Annotated in this window: 14 protein-coding genes; 11 read left to right on the forward strand and 3 right to left on the reverse strand. The window is 70.5% G+C overall.

What is annotated here, in order from left to right; genetic code table 11:
• Positions 1-12: 12 nt before the first annotated feature.
• Genes AB0L53_RS23245 through AB0L53_RS23285 form a run of 9 tightly spaced genes read left to right on the forward strand, consistent with a single transcriptional unit; the run spans position 13 to position 9,144 of the window.
• Positions 13-975 (forward strand): DUF6772 family protein, encoded by a 963-nt coding sequence (locus AB0L53_RS23245; RefSeq protein WP_363997240.1) that lies wholly within the window; start codon positions 13-15, stop codon positions 973-975.
• Between the two features lie 7 nt (positions 976-982).
• A complete protein-coding gene (locus tag AB0L53_RS23250) occupies positions 983-1,312 on the forward strand; it encodes a hypothetical protein (RefSeq protein ID WP_363997242.1) in 330 nt (109 codons plus the stop codon).
• A gap of 14 nt (positions 1,313-1,326) precedes the next feature.
• Positions 1,327-2,874: an ABC transporter substrate-binding protein gene (locus AB0L53_RS23255; protein WP_363997245.1), complete on the forward strand. Its 1,548-nt coding sequence runs from the start codon at positions 1,327-1,329 to the stop codon at positions 2,872-2,874.
• Positions 2,875-2,907: 33 nt separating this feature from the next.
• Positions 2,908-3,960: a LacI family DNA-binding transcriptional regulator gene (locus AB0L53_RS23260; protein ID WP_363997248.1), complete on the forward strand. Its 1,053-nt coding sequence runs from the start codon at positions 2,908-2,910 to the stop codon at positions 3,958-3,960.
• Complete coding sequence (locus tag AB0L53_RS23265; protein ID WP_363997251.1) at positions 3,957-4,883, forward strand: ABC transporter permease; 927 nt, start codon at positions 3,957-3,959, stop codon at positions 4,881-4,883. Before AB0L53_RS23260 ends, AB0L53_RS23265 begins: the two co-directional genes overlap by 4 nt.
• Positions 4,880-5,770 (forward strand): ABC transporter permease, encoded by an 891-nt coding sequence (locus AB0L53_RS23270; RefSeq protein WP_363997254.1) that lies wholly within the window; start codon positions 4,880-4,882, stop codon positions 5,768-5,770. Before AB0L53_RS23265 ends, AB0L53_RS23270 begins: the two co-directional genes overlap by 4 nt.
• A gap of 2 nt (positions 5,771-5,772) precedes the next feature.
• Positions 5,773-6,813 carry an ABC transporter ATP-binding protein gene (locus AB0L53_RS23275; protein WP_363997257.1) on the forward strand — a complete coding sequence of 347 codons (1,041 nt, stop codon included), beginning with the start codon at positions 5,773-5,775 and terminating at the stop codon, positions 6,811-6,813.
• The gene (locus AB0L53_RS23280; protein WP_363997260.1) at positions 6,791-7,834 is read left to right on the forward strand and encodes an oligopeptide/dipeptide ABC transporter ATP-binding protein; all 1,044 of its coding nucleotides are present in this window, start codon (positions 6,791-6,793) and stop codon (positions 7,832-7,834) included. The genes AB0L53_RS23275 and AB0L53_RS23280 overlap by 23 nt, the downstream gene beginning before the upstream one ends.
• Positions 7,835-7,887: 53 nt before the next feature.
• Complete coding sequence (locus tag AB0L53_RS23285) at positions 7,888-9,144, forward strand: phospholipase D-like domain-containing protein (protein WP_363997263.1); 1,257 nt, start codon at positions 7,888-7,890, stop codon at positions 9,142-9,144.
• Positions 9,145-9,181: 37 nt separating this feature from the next.
• Here the strand turns inward: AB0L53_RS23285 and AB0L53_RS23290 are convergent, their stop codons facing one another.
• From AB0L53_RS23290 to AB0L53_RS23300, 3 genes are all read right to left on the reverse strand, one after another.
• Entirely contained in the window at positions 9,182-10,609 is a 1,428-nt protein-coding gene (locus AB0L53_RS23290; protein WP_363997266.1) for a lanthionine synthetase LanC family protein, read from the reverse strand.
• Positions 10,610-10,691: 82 nt separating this feature from the next.
• Positions 10,692-11,171 (reverse strand): DUF1707 domain-containing protein, encoded by a 480-nt coding sequence (locus tag AB0L53_RS23295; protein ID WP_363997269.1) that lies wholly within the window; start codon positions 11,169-11,171, stop codon positions 10,692-10,694.
• Entirely contained in the window at positions 11,168-11,884 is a 717-nt protein-coding gene (locus AB0L53_RS23300; protein ID WP_363997272.1) for a phosphotransferase, read from the reverse strand. Before AB0L53_RS23300 ends, AB0L53_RS23295 begins: the two co-directional genes overlap by 4 nt.
• Positions 11,885-12,179: 295 nt before the next feature.
• Here AB0L53_RS23300 and AB0L53_RS23305 point away from each other — a divergent pair, with 295 nt between their 5' ends.
• Both AB0L53_RS23305 and AB0L53_RS23310 read left to right on the forward strand, forming a co-directional pair.
• Positions 12,180-13,016, forward strand: a complete 837-nt coding sequence (locus tag AB0L53_RS23305) for an ABC transporter ATP-binding protein (RefSeq protein WP_363997275.1) — start codon at positions 12,180-12,182, stop codon at positions 13,014-13,016.
• Positions 13,006-13,827 (forward strand): ABC transporter permease, encoded by an 822-nt coding sequence (locus AB0L53_RS23310; protein ID WP_357942111.1) that lies wholly within the window; start codon positions 13,006-13,008, stop codon positions 13,825-13,827. The genes AB0L53_RS23305 and AB0L53_RS23310 overlap by 11 nt, the downstream gene beginning before the upstream one ends.
• The last annotated feature ends 31 nt before the right edge of the window (positions 13,828-13,858 follow it).

The raw sequence follows: 13,858 nt of genomic DNA on the forward strand, positions 1-13,858 counted from the left end.
GACGTCTTGGGCGTGGAGACGACTCATGATCCGGCCGGGGACCTGCGGCGCGCGTTGATCGCGGCGGACCCCAGACTTTCGAAGTTCAACCCCCTCCCCCGCATACTCGCCTTCGACGAGTTCAACACCGGAACGCACGGCTGGACCGAACTCATCGGCAATCACGACGGCTACGGGGATCTCGACAAGGTCGACGTCCACATGCGCGACTTCCGGCCGCCGCAGCTCAGCTCGTGCGATTTCTTCGACATCGGCACCCACGGCGCGATGAGCGGCAACTACGCGCTGAAGGTGGCGACCAGACCGGTGACGGGTCACACCGCCGTGGCGATCCGCCGGCTGACCATGGCCCAGCGCGGTGTGGTGCAGTTCGAGACGTACTTCACCTACAAGAGCGAGGCGGCGACCGCGGAGACCTCGCTCGGCGACACCTTCGGCGACGTGGCCTGGGACGGGAACCTGCACCCGTCGGAAGCCCAGTTCGGCGCGTTCACGGTGGCCACGGACCTGTGCGACGGCGAGGGCATCCGCTACCACTGCGTCGCGCGCTACCAGAACACCGACCTGAACAACAAGCTCACCCGGCGCTGGGTCTACCCGGTGGTGCCCGAGCCGACGCCCAGGGACAACCTGCACAACCAGGAGAACCTCTCCCCCACCGAGGACTTCACGGCGCCGAACCCGGACGACTGGCACGCCTTCGACGAGGATCCCCAGAACCTCTGTTACAACGAGGTCCCGACCAAGGTGAATTGGCATTATCTGCGCTGGCAGTTCGACACACGCACCCGGACGAACATCGAGCTCCAGGTCAATGACCGGGTCATGGACATGCGCCGGATCCCGGTGCCGCAGTATCCGGACAAATACGAGGGCCTGGAGAACCTGCTCAACTTCTATGTGAGTGTGCGCACCCATTCTCCGGTCCGCAACTTTCTCTTCCTCGATTCCGCACTGATTTCCGTGGATTGGTGACACCGGCATGAAGCACGCTCTTACCGCGGTTCTGGAGCGGAACAGCACGTTCACCGACGACTTCACGACCGAACCGTACGAGGCCGGCTGGGCGACCGAGGCGCGCTGGTTCGTCCGGACCCTGGGGCTGGAAGGCGAGCTGCATCTGGTCACCCAGGTCTCCCCTGACGGGCTGCACTGGTGCGACGACGACGAGACCCCCGTGCAGGTGGTCACCGAGCCGGGCCAGGTGACCTGGCGGGTCCGGGAGTTCGGTCACTGGCTGCGGCTGCGGGCCCACCTCACCGGGGGCGATCCCCAGGCGAAGATCCTCGTCTACCTGGCACTGAAGAGCTGACGGGAGCAACCGACATGGCAGCAATGGACGGGGTGGACAGGCGCCGGTTCCTGTCCCTCCTCGGGGCCGGGGTCGCCGGCGTCTCCCTTCCCGGCCTGGTCGCGGGATGCGCGCCCGGCGGCGCCGGGGCCGGATCGGCGTCGGGCAAGAGCCGCCCGCTCAGCGCCGCGTTCAACCAGCCGATCAACGACCTGGACCCGCACGGCGCGAGCGCGGTGGACGAGGCGTCGCTGCTGGCCAACCGGCAGATCTACGACACCCTCGTCACCAGGAACGGGGCGGAGCTGGCCCCCAAGCTGGCCAAGTCCTGGACCCAGCCCGACGACAAGACCTGGGAGTTCACCCTCCGCGACGACGTCACCTTCCACGACGGCACGAAGCTCACCTCGGCCGACGTGAAGGCGTCGCTGGAGCGGCTGGCCAAGTCCGACGGCCCGCAGAAGCCGCTGTGGACCGCGATCGACACCGTGGAAGCGCCCGACCCGCACACCATCAGGATCACCACCACCGATCCGCTCGGCACCCTGCCGACGAACCTCACGCTCGCCTTCATCCTCCCCGCCGCCCAGCTGGGCAAGGCCGACTTCTTCCGCAAGCCGATCGGCAGCGGCCCGTTCGCCGTCGAGTCGTTCACCCCGTCGTCCCAGCTGCTGCTCAAGCCGGTCACGAACTACTGGGGCGGCGCCCCCACGCTGCGCGGCCTGCGCCTGCCGTACATCCCGGAGACCTCGACCCGGATGACCTCGCTGCAGAACGGCGAGGTGGACGTCACCTGGATCATCCCGCCGGACGAGCTGAAGCGGCTGGCCGGCGTGGACGGCGTGCGCGTCGAGAGCAAGCCGGGCGTGAACTACTTCCTCGCCTGGTTCAACTGCGGCCGCAAACCGTTCTCGGACCCGCGGGTCCGCCGCGCGCTCTACCACGCGCTCGACATCAAGGGCATCGTGGCGAACCTGTACGGCGAGGCGGCGACGGTCATGGACGCGCCGATCCCGGCCGCCGTCTTCGGCCACGCGAGCCAGCAGGCCTACCCCTACGACCCGGAGCTGGCCAAGCGGGAGCTGGCGGAGGCCGGTTACGCCTCGGGGATCCGTACCTCGTTGATGTGGTTCAAGGACACCGGCCCGCTGGCGACCGAGCTGGCGCAGTCGCTCATCTCGGCCTGGGCCAAGGTGGGCGTCATCGTGGAGCAGCAGCAGATCGAGAAGGCGGCCTGGATCAAGCGGCTGACGGCCCTCGACTGGGACATCGAGCTCCAGGTCAACACGGTGACCACCGGCGACGCCGACTACACCCTGGGCCGGCTCTACACCAGCACGGCCAACCGCATGGGCTACGCGAACAAGGAGCTCGACGCCATCCTCGCCGAGGCCCGCTCGACCGCCGACCAGGAGAAGCGCAAGTCGCTCTACGGCAAGGCGTGCGAGATCATCTGGCGAGACGCGGTCGGCGTCTTCCCCGCGGCACTGTCCAGCACGTACGGGCTGCGCTCCACGGTCAAGGGCTTCACCCCGGCGGCCAACAGCCAGCCCGAGTTCCGCACGGTGTCGACCGCGGAGTGACGCACGTGCACCTGAATCGACTCTGGGGACACCATGCCTGAGGGCCACCGGACGACCCTGAAAGACATCGCCGAGAGCCTCGGCGTGTCGGTCAACACCGTTTCGCGGGCGCTGTCCGACAAGGACAGCGTCGGCGTGGAGACCAGGAACCGCGTCAAGGCCGAGGCGGAACGGCTCGGCTACGTGCCCAACGTCACGGCCCGCTCGCTGGTGCTGGGCTCCGCGAGCACGCTGGGCATGGTGATCACCAATCCGTCCAACCCGTTCTACGCGCAGCTCATCAGCGGCATGGAGCAGCACTGCCGTAAGCACGGCTACTCGCTGCTGCTCATGGCGACGGAGGAGAGCCTGGACAACGAGCGGCGCGCGGCCGAGGAGCTGCTGCGCCGCGGCGTCGACGGGGTGCTCGTGGTGACGGTGCAGGAGGGCGCCGAGCACTGGCGCCGCTTCCGGTCCGCCGGGGTCCCGCTCGTACTGATCAGCCGGGACGTCCCCGAGCTGAACACCGATCTGGTGGGCGTCGACCACGTCCTGGGCGGCTACGAGGCCGCCCAGCACGCCATCGCGCGGGGCGCCAGGAAGATCTGCTTCCTGGAGGAGGACCTGGGCGTCTCGTCGGTCACCGACCGCGTGGCGGGCTACCGCCGGGCCATGGCCGAGGCCGGGCTGCCCGTGGAGCCGGACACCGTGATCAAGGTGCCGACCAGGCGGCTGGAGCAGAGCGCCATGCCCTGGGATCCCGGGGAGGCGTACCGGCTGGCCAAGGACGTGCTCCGGACGGCGCGGCGGCCGATGGCCTTCGTCGCGGGCAACGACTACTTCGCGCTCGGCGTCTACCGGGTGGCCGACGAGGCCGGGCTGCGGATCCCGGAGGACGTGCTCGTGGTCGGCTACGGCGGCCACCCGTTCGCCCCGTACGTCATCCCCTCCCTCACCACGGTCGAGCTGCCGGCGGCGGAGATCGCCGTGTCCGCCGTGGACCACATGCTCCGGCGGCTGAAGCGGCCACCGGCGGAGGGGCCGCCGGAGAAGATCCTCTTCCCGCCCCGGCTGGTCGAGCGGGCGTCGAGCGGAGGCGGCAGATGACCGGCTTCGTCGGGCGCCGCCTGGCCCAGGCGCTGCTCCAGATCTGGGGCGCCATCACCATCGTCTTCGTCGCCCTCCGGGTGCTGCCCGGCGACCCCGCCGAGCTGATCCTGGGCAGCCAGGCGACGCCGGAGCAACTGGCCGCCTTACGGGCGCAGCTTGGGCTCGACGATCCGCTGCCGGTCCAATATCTGCATCACCTCCAGGGCCTCCTGAGCCTCGACTTCGGCCAGTCGTGGCGGCAGGGCGTGGGCGCGCTCGACGCCTGCCTGGAGCGGCTGGGGCCGACGCTGGTCCTGTCCGCCTGGGCCATGGTGTTCACCGTGGTGCTGGGCTTCCTCACCGGCTCGTACGCGGCCCGGCACGCCAACTCCCTGGCCGACCGCCTGATCTCGGTGTCGTCGCTGGTCGGCCAGGCGTTGCCGCCCTTCTGGATCGGCATCATGCTCTCGCTGATCTTCGCTCGGGGGCTGCAGATCCTGCCCAGTACGGCCGACGGCACCATGGCGAGCCTCCTCCTGCCCGCCTTCACGCTCGCGCTGCCGTTCGTGGGCTGGCTGGGCCGGCTCGTACGGACCGGCGTGCTGGAGGAGATGAACCAGGACTACGTCCGTACGGCCCGCGCCAAGGGGCTGAGCGACCGGGTCGTCTTCTACATCCACGTCCTGCGCAACACCCTGGTCCCGGTGGTGACCATGCTGGGCCTGCTCATGGGCAACTTCATCGCCAACGGCGTCATCGTCGAGGTGGTCTTCGCCTGGCCGGGGATCGGCCGGCTGCTCGTGGACTCCATCACCTTCCGCGACTACGCCGTGGTCGAAGCCGTCCTGACCGTGATCACGCTCTGCTACATCACGCTCAACCTGCTGGTCGACGTGCTCTACGGCTACCTCGACCCCAGGATCCAGTTGGAGAACGCATGATGCCGCCGAAGCTCCGCGACCTACCGCCCAGCGGGACCGGGGCGGCTCTCCGGCGGCTGGCCGGACTGCCGCCGCGCGCCCACCTCGCCCTCGGGATGGTGCTGCTGTTCGTGGTGGCGGGGGTGCTGGGGCCGCTGCTGGTGCCCTTCGACGCCGCCGCGACCAGCCCGCCCGACCGGCTGTTGCCACCCGGCACCCGGCTGTCGGACGGCGCCGTGGCCTGGCTCGGCACCAACCAGGTCGGCCAGGACATCCTGGCCGCGGTACTGGCCGGGATGCGTACCTCGCTGACCGTGGCCCTGGTCACCGTGGTCGTCGCCGGGTCGGTCGGCCTGCTGATGGGCCTGCTGGCGGGGTACTTCGGCGGCTGGGCCGACGGGGTCATCTCCCGGCTCGGCGACATCCAGCTCGCCTTCCCCAGCCTGCTGCTGGCCATCATGCTGGCCGGCGTGCTGGGCCCGAGCATGACGAACGTGATCATCGCACTCGCGGTGACCCGCTGGGTGATCTTCGCCAGGGTGGTACGGGGTTCGGCGCTCGCGGTCCGCGACCGGGAGTTCGTGGACTCCGCCCGGGTGATGGGCGCCTCGCACGGGCGGATCCTGGTCCACTACATCCTGCCGTCGTGCCTGCCGCCGCTGCTGGTGGCGGCGACCGTGCAGATCGGCCTGACCATGGTCGCCGAGGCGTCGCTGAGTTTCCTCGGCCTCGGGGTGCCGCCCTCCCAGGCGTCCTGGGGATCGACGATCGCCCAGGGCCGTGACTACCTGGCGTCGGCGTGGTGGATCGCGGCGGCGCCCGGCGCCGCTCTGGCACTGGTGGTGGTCAGCATCGGCATCCTTGGTGACCTGCTCCGTGACGCCTCCGACCCGATGACGGAGCTGTGACGATGACACCAGACGCCATGATCCCACTGTTGCGAGACGCCGAGCCGGTGACGCCGTTGCTGCGAGTCGACGACCTGGCCGTGGAGTTCGACACGGCGAAAGGGCCGTTGCGGGCGGTCCGCGGGGTGTCCTTCCAGGTGGACGAGGGCGAGACGCTGGCGATCGTCGGCGAGTCCGGCAGCGGCAAGAGTGTGACGGCGCAGGCGCTGCTGGGGCTGGTACCGCCGCGGGCCCGCGTCACCGGGGGCCGCGTCGCGATCGAGGGCCGCGACGTCACCGGGCTCCCGGACCGGGAGTGGCAGCGGCTCCGTGGCGAGCGCATCGCGATGATCTTCCAGGATCCGCTGAGCGCGCTGAACCCGTCGCTGACGGTGGGCTACCAGATCGCCGAGATGTTCCGCAGGCACCGGGGTCTGGGCCGGGCGGAGTCTCGCCGCCTGGCCACGGAGCTCATGGTCCAGGTGGGCATCCCGGACGCCGCGCGGCGCCTGGACGACCATCCGCACCGGTTCTCCGGTGGCATGCGCCAGCGGGTCATGATCGCTATCGCGCTTGCCCTCGACCCCCGGCTGCTCATCGCGGACGAGCCCACCACCGCGCTCGACGTCACCGTGCAGGCGCAGATCCTGCGGCTGCTGCGGCAGCGCCAGCAGGCCGAACGGCTGGGGATGATCCTCATCAGCCACGATCTCGGGGTGGTCGCGCGGGCGGCCGACCGGGTGGCGGTGATGTACGCGGGGCGGATCGCCGAGGTGGGCACCGTGGCCGAGGTGTACGAGCGGCCCGCGCACCCGTACACGCTGGGCCTGATGCGCGCCGTGCCCGCGCCGCGCGACGGCGGCGGACCGCTGGTGGCGATCGACGGCCACCCGCCCGATCCGACCGCGCCGCCCGCCGGCTGCTCCTTCCATCCCCGCTGCCCGTTCACCCGTGACAAGTGCCGGGAGGTCGAGCCCGAACCACGCGAGGTGGCGCCGGGCCGGACCAGCGCCTGTCACTTCGCCGAGGAGGTGATGGCGGGTGTCCACACCGGCGCTCGCTGAGTCCCGCGCCCGGGACCACGACGGCCCGCCCCTGCTGGAGCTGGTCGATCTGGTCACCGCCTACCGCCTGCGCGGCGGGCTCGGCCGCTCCGGCGCCGAGGTGCGCGCCGTTGCCGGGGTGAGCCTCGACGTACGGGCCGGGGAGACCGTGGGCCTGGTCGGCGAGTCCGGCTGCGGCAAGTCCACGATCGCCAGGACCATCGTCGGCCTGGTGCGCCCGTCCAGCGGGCAGGTGCTGTTCGAGGGCCGCGACCTGGCGACGCTGCCGGCCAGGGAGTTGCGCGGGCTCCGCCAGGACGTCCAGCTGGTCTTCCAGGACCCGTACGCCTCGCTCAACCCGCGGATGACCGTCTCCGCCCTGATCAAGGAGGCGTGGCGGATCCATCCGGGGATCGTGCCGCGAGAGCAGTGGGACGAGGAAGTGCGCGGGCTGCTGGATCGCGTCGGCCTGCGTCCCGAGCACGCCGACAGATACCCGCATCAGTTCTCCGGAGGTCAGCGGCAACGCATCAGCATCGCCCGCGCGCTGTCCGTGCGGCCGCGGCTGATCGTCTGTGACGAGGCCGTGTCCGCCCTGGACGTGTCGGTACGGGCGCAGATACTCAACCTGCTCGAAGAGCTGCGGCGCGACCTGGGGGTCGCGTACCTGTTCATCTCCCACGATCTGGGCGTCGTGCACCACATCTGTGACCGGGTCGCGGTGATGTACCTGGGCAAGATCGTCGAGATCGGTACGAAGGAGAGTGTCTACCTGCGGCCGTCCCACCCGTACACACAGGCCCTGCTGTCGGCGGCACCGAGCCTCGACGACTGGCGGGACGGCGGGCGGCAGGAGGACAAGCGAGAAGAGATCGTGCTGAACGGCGATGTTCCCTCACCGTTGAACCCGCCGTCAGGCTGCCGTTTCCGGACGCGCTGCTGGCGGGCCCAGGATCGATGCCGGGACGAGGAGCCGCTGCTCCTCGACCGCGGCACCGGCCACCCCGTGGCCTGCCATTTCCCCGAGACCGACCCGTCCTGACGAGCCCCCCGGCGGACGGGACGGATCCGGCCGCCTCGTGAAGGAGCGATCGCATGTCGAACAGAGTCCTGTCCGCCCTGGTGGGCGCCGTCATACTGACGGCCCTGCTGGCTGGGGGCGGCCCGGCCACAGCGAGCGCCACATCAGCCGGGGGCGGAACAGCCACGGCGAGCGCCACGCCCGTCGGGGACGGCCAGACCACGGCGGCGGTGAGTGCCACGACCTGCGCGGACGCGCCGGACGAGCCGGTCGCCAAGGGCGCGGTCTTCAACGACCCGGTGGGCGGCGACCCAACAGCCATCGTCCGGCGCCTCTGCGGACTGATCCACCAGACCCCTGCCGGCGCCCGGATCCAGGTCGCCCACTTCGTCATGTCCGGCCAGGCAGGCACCGACTTCGCCGGCGAGCTGATCAAGGCGCACCAGCGGGGTGTCGAGGTGCGGGTGATCCTGGACGGCGACACGCGCGGTGCGACCGTGGCCACGCAGCTCGCGACCGCGCTCGGCACGGACATCTCCGCGAGCTCCTACCTGCACGTCTGCACCGGCCCGCCGTCGGGCGGCACGGCGGCCTGCGTCGGCAGCAAGGGCCAGCACAACAAGTTCTACCTGTTCTCCCGGACCGGCGGCGTCTCCGACGTGGTGGTGCAGTCGTCGGCCAACCTCACTGATCTGAACTCCGCGACGTACTGGAACAACGCGGTCGTACTCCCCCGGGACAAGAAGCTGTACCGGGCGTATGACAGCTACTTCCAGGATCTGGCGGCGGAGCGGAAGAACCCCGACTACTACCGCAGCACCACGACCCGTTCCGGCCAGGCCTGGTTCTTCCCCCGCGCCGGGATGGACGCCACCACCGACACCGTCGCCGAGCACCTCGCGAAAGTCCGCTGCACTCCCGGTACGCAGATCCGCGTCGGCATGTCGGAATGGGACACCTACCGCATCGCCATTCCCGAGAAGCTCCGCGACCTGGCCGCTCAGGGCTGCTCGGTCAAGATCGTCTACGGCATCATGGCCGACGAGGTCAAGCAGCTGCTACTGGCCGAGCCACGGATCGAGCTGCGCACGCTGGGCACCGGCGACGCGCTGCCCGGCCGGATCCACTCCAAGTACCTGCTCATCGAGGGCTCCTTCGAGGGCCACGCCCACGCCCGCGTCGTGCTGACGGGCAGCCACAACTACATCGAGAGCTCGCTGCGCCGCAACGACGAGACCCTGCTGCGGCTCGACGACCAGGCCATGTACCGCCAGTACGTGGCCAACTTCGAGCGACTGCGCGCGGTCGCGCCCCTGGCGGCCACGTCCTGACCGCTCTATCCCCGCCCTGACCCGCTCCGGCGCACCGTCAGCCGTCCGCGCCGGGACGGCTCAGACGGTGCGCGGGCACGGGGATCGAGGGGAACGGGTTGTCCGGCAGCAGGATCACCCGGCGGGCCTGGTCGCCCTGGAGGGCCGCGTCCAGGTGCAGGAGCGCGGCGCCGATGCCCGCCGCGCCGATCATGTACCCCGTGTCCGCCGACACCTCACCGGGGCGCAGCCGCCGATACGCCTGGTACCAGCGCAGCCCCCGCCCGTCGTGGTCGACCGCCCGGCCGATCAGGTGCTCGGCGAGCACGCTCGCGAAGTCCAGGTACGACTTGCGCCCCGTCGCCGCCCACAGCCCCACGAACAGCTCCAACAGCCCGGCCGTGCCGCAGCACTGGCAGGAGACGTTCCAGAAGCCCGGGGTGCGGCGGTGCGGTACGCCGCTCTCGACGATGCCGTGCGCCAGCCGCTCGCACCAGGCCAGGTCGTCGGCCTCGCCCGTGACCCGGTACAGCTCGTAGAACAGCCGCGCCACCCCGGCCGAACCCGAGCAGAAGCCCAGATAGTGCAGCCCCCTGCCCTGCGGGACGTGGTGCGGCACGGCGGCGCACCTCCCGGCCACGACGCTGACCATCTGGACGAAGCCGGCGCCTCTGCGGGCCGCGTTGAGGAAGATCGGGTCACCGGTGACGCCGTACAGGCGGGCGAGCAGGAACGCCGTGCCCGCCGTGCCGGACAGGAAGCCCGGGGTGACGGCGTCCACCGGCAGATCGGCCCGGCCACCGGCCGCGTCACCGGGCTTTCCCGGCAGGTCAGAGCAGTCACCGGCCCAGGTCTGCGCGTCGGGCAGGCCGGTGGAGTCACCGAATCGGTGACCGGGCACGGCCAGGCGGGCGATGCGGGCACCCGCCTCGACGGCCAGGTCCTGGTAGGCGGGCATGCCGAGCATCGAGGACGCGTGCAGCAAGCCGAGCACCACGCCGCCGTCGCCGCTCTGCGCGGGATCGCGCGACCAGCCGGGACCTCCGTCGAGCGGGCGGGCGGAGCGGACGATCCGGTCGGCGGCGGCCACAGCGGCCGCCTCGAACTCCCCGTCCCCGAGCACCCAGCCGGCCTCGGCGAGCGCGACCACCGTGCCGGACAGGCCGTGGTAGAGCGACAGGCTGGTCTGGTTCGCCCAGGTCGCGGAGAGGTAGCGGGCACCCGCGCGGGCCTCTTCGAGGTACGCCTCATGGCCCGTCGCGGCGGCGAGCTCCAGGAAGAACAGCACGATGCCCGCCGCCCCCGCGTAGAGCGAGGCCGGTTCGGCGGCGAGGGCCGACCTGCCCCGGGGGTCGGGGTTGGCCCGCCAGTGCCGGCCGCGCTCGTCGTCGACGGCCGCCGAGCGAATCCAGCGGCCGGCCATGATGGCGGCGGTCAGCGGTGTCTCAGCACGCTCGCTCGATGAGCGCGTCCGATCCAAGCTCATGCCGACCATTATCCCACACATCTGGTAGGAAATTAAGGGTTGGCGTCACCGCTTTCCGGGCACTTAGCCACTTTCCGGGCAGTCAGCCGCCGTCGAGGGGCGAGGGCGTCGCGGCGGCTTCCACTGGGACGCGGCCACGGCGCATCATGGTGGTCGCGGCCGACAGCCCGAACAGCGCGGCGCCCGGCGGCCCGATGATCCACATGGGCCAGAAGTACACCAGGGACGCGTCTGAGACGCTGAGCATGACCCAGACCACCACGTTGATCGACACCTTCACGGCCCAGATCGCCCAGAGGATCCTGAGCCATCTCGGCAGCGTCGCCAGCAGCCCGGCCGGGACCGTCGCCCCACGCGGCGCGGGCTGCGGTTTCGCCTTCGCGCGGGGCAGGTCGCCCAGGAGATCCGCCAGTTCGCCGTACGTCACCGCCTGGAAGGCCCGGCCCAGCCGGTCGTCGTACTCCTGCATGCTCAGGCGGCCCTCGGCCAGCGCGGAGCTGAGCCGCTCGGCGACCACCTCGCGATCGCCGTCCGACGCCCGGATCTTTCGCCGCTCGTTCATCGGTTCTCCTTGAGCGTGGAGTCTTTCGGCGTGAGCCGTGGGGAGGATGTCGCGGTCTCGCGGGCGAGCAGGCGGTCGATGGCGGCCCGCTCTGCGTCGTGGGTGTTGTCGTCGTCGCGGCGGCGCTCGGCCATCGCGGTCAGGTACGGCAGCACGGCCGGCCGGTCGACGGCGTCCGCGAACGCCTTCGCCATGAGGACGCGCCCGGCCCGCCGCACCGGCCCGGACACGGGGGCGGCGGCGATGATCAGCCAGGTGCACGCCACGTCGGCGGCCGGCGCGCCACGGCCGGCGTTCGCCCAGTCGATGACCCGGGGGCCGTCGCCGGTGACGAGCACGTTGCCGGGGTGCAGGTCCAGGTGGAGCAGGTTGTTGCCGGGCGCTCCCTCGGCGGCGGGCAGCCAGCCGGGCGCGCGTACGGTGGCCAGCCGCTGGAGCAACTCCATCAGGAGGCGCCCGTACGCGGGCGCGCGCCATGGCCGCCGGGTGGCCACGCGTGACACGCTGACGCCCACGACCCGCTCCATGAGGATGTCGGCCCCGTCGGCGTCGAAGACCTCGGGCGCCGGAAAGCCCTGCCTGCGGGCGTGCCGCATGACCGACGCCTCGCGTTCGAGGCTGCGGCCGTCGCGGGCCCGCCGGATCACCTTGCCGGTCCCGGCCTCGTACACGTCGCAGTCCTGCCCTGCCGCGAGCAACGTTCCCACACGCATGGTGGTCAGATTATGCGGTAAAGGTGAGTCATTCTAGTTGTGCGATAACTGGCGCACTGGCAGCAAATTACCGTCATTTGATGACAGCGGGCCTGTAGTGCGGACTTACCAGTTATGGCGAAAAAATTCCGCAGATGGTCAGTGGCCTACTCTTTCCTGCCACTTCCTGCCATCGGCCACCTGGGCCGGCTCCCGCTATCGTAGCCAGCAACACCCAGTTAATCGTATTCAACCGATTAATTTCCGACAAAGGGTAGACGTCGCATTCGGTGTGAATACTGGAGGAGGTGACACATTGCTGGAGGCAATCGATCTTGTCAAGTGTTATGGCCCGGTCAGAGCCCTCGACGAGTTCAGCCTGAGCGTGGCCGCGGGCGAGATCGTCGGGCTCGTGGGGCACAACGGCGCGGGCAAGACGACCTTCGTGGAGATCGTGTCGTACCTGACCCGACCGGACGGCGGCCACGTCACCATCGACGGTAAGCCACCGTCCGCCGTCAAAGGCCAGGTCGGAGTCGCACCGCAGCACATCGCGCTCTACCCGTCCGTCAGCGTCAGGGAGCACCTGGAGCTGTTCGGCAAGCTGGCCGGGCTGCGTGGCCAGGCGCTCACCACCGCCATCGACGACATCGTGGTCGCCCTGCGGCTGACCGACTTCATCGACCGGCACGCGGCGGTCCTGTCCGGCGGCCAGCAGCGCAGGACCCAGGCGGCCACCGCGCTCATCCACCGGCCGGCGCTGCTGCTGCTCGACGAGCCGACGGCCGGCGCCGACCTGGAGACCAGGCAGGCGATGCTCGACGTGGTCAAGCAGCGCGCGGGCGAGGGCGCCGCCGTCGTCTACACCACCCACTACCTGCCCGAGCTCACCGAGCTCCAGGCCACGATCGCGGTCGTCAGGGACGGCCGGGTCATCGCCAGGGGCACCCACGAGGAGCTGGTCGACGGCCTGCCCGGCGAGGTGCAGCTCACTTTCGACAACGAAGAGGAGATCACGGTCTCGACGGCCCACCCGGCCAACACCCTGATCGACCTGCTCAGCCGTGCCGACCGCCCGATCAGCACCGTCGACGTGCGCAACCCCTCCCTCGACGACCTCTACAGATCCCTGGCGGTCAGCAATGCTCCTTGACACCCCCCACACCCAGCAGCGGATCGAACCCCCGCCGCCCGCGGGCCTGGTCGAGAACCTGCGCGGCGCCGCGTACCGCATCGGCGCGCTGGCCAAGCACAACACGCTCATCCGGCTGCGCGACCCGGGCCAGATGATCAGCTACGTCGCCATGCCGATGGTGCTCATGCTGGTGCTCAAGCCGCTGTACGTCCGGGCCGTCGAAGGCGGCGCCACGCAGGTGGCGACCGGGCTGATGGTGATGTTCTCGGTGTTCGCGATCTCGATCGCGGGCAACGCGATCCTCGTCGAGCGCACCTGGCGCACCTGGGACCGGCTGCGCGCGAGCCGCGCCCCGGCGACCGAACTGCTGCTCGGCAAGACCATCCCGATCTTCGTGGTGATGGTCGTGCAGCAGTCGATCCTGCTGGTGTACGGCTGCCTCGTCATCGGGCTGCCGATCCCGAGGGCCCCGCAGTACGTGGTCTTCGCGATCGCGATCTGGGCCTTCGCGCTGCTGTCGATCGGCGCGGCACTGGCCACGATCGTCCGCAGCCACGGGGAGCTCAGTGTGATCTCCGATGTCGGCGCGCTGACGCTCAGCTCGCTGGGCGGGGCGTTGGTGCCGCTGAGCATCATGCCCGAGTGGGCCCAGGTGGCCGCGCACATCTCGCCTGGCTACTGGGCCCTGACGATGATGCAGGCCGCGGTCCGCGGAGACGCGGCCGGCACCCTGGCACCGGCCGGGGTGCTGCTGGCGATCGGCCTCGTCGCCGGCACGTTCGCCGTCCGCAGGCTCACACGCGGATGGGGGCGCGGACACCTGCTCTGAAGTGCCGACCCGCGGTCAGGGGGCCGCGGGT

It is taken from the genome of Nonomuraea sp. NPDC052129, assembly GCF_040680095.1.
Lineage (GTDB): Bacteria > Actinomycetota > Actinomycetes > Streptosporangiales > Streptosporangiaceae > Nonomuraea.

Coding starts and splice junctions, on each gene's coding strand:
- AB0L53_RS23250 (WP_363997242.1), top strand. CDS start 983: ATGAAGCACGCTCTTACCGCGGTTCTGGAGCGGAACAGCACGTTCACC.
- AB0L53_RS23310 (WP_357942111.1), top strand. CDS start 13,006: ATGCTCCTTGACACCCCCCACACCCAGCAGCGGATCGAACCCCCGCCG.
- AB0L53_RS23295 (WP_363997269.1), bottom strand. CDS start 11,171: ATGAACGAGCGGCGAAAGATCCGGGCGTCGGACGGCGATCGCGAGGTG.
- AB0L53_RS23260 (WP_363997248.1), top strand. CDS start 2,908: ATGCCTGAGGGCCACCGGACGACCCTGAAAGACATCGCCGAGAGCCTC.
- AB0L53_RS23285 (WP_363997263.1), top strand. CDS start 7,888: ATGTCGAACAGAGTCCTGTCCGCCCTGGTGGGCGCCGTCATACTGACG.
- AB0L53_RS23255 (WP_363997245.1), top strand. CDS start 1,327: ATGGCAGCAATGGACGGGGTGGACAGGCGCCGGTTCCTGTCCCTCCTC.
- AB0L53_RS23290 (WP_363997266.1), bottom strand. CDS start 10,609: ATGAGCTTGGATCGGACGCGCTCATCGAGCGAGCGTGCTGAGACACCG.
- AB0L53_RS23270 (WP_363997254.1), top strand. CDS start 4,880: ATGATGCCGCCGAAGCTCCGCGACCTACCGCCCAGCGGGACCGGGGCG.
- AB0L53_RS23265 (WP_363997251.1), top strand. CDS start 3,957: ATGACCGGCTTCGTCGGGCGCCGCCTGGCCCAGGCGCTGCTCCAGATC.
- AB0L53_RS23300 (WP_363997272.1), bottom strand. CDS start 11,884: ATGCGTGTGGGAACGTTGCTCGCGGCAGGGCAGGACTGCGACGTGTAC.
- AB0L53_RS23275 (WP_363997257.1), top strand. CDS start 5,773: ATGACACCAGACGCCATGATCCCACTGTTGCGAGACGCCGAGCCGGTG.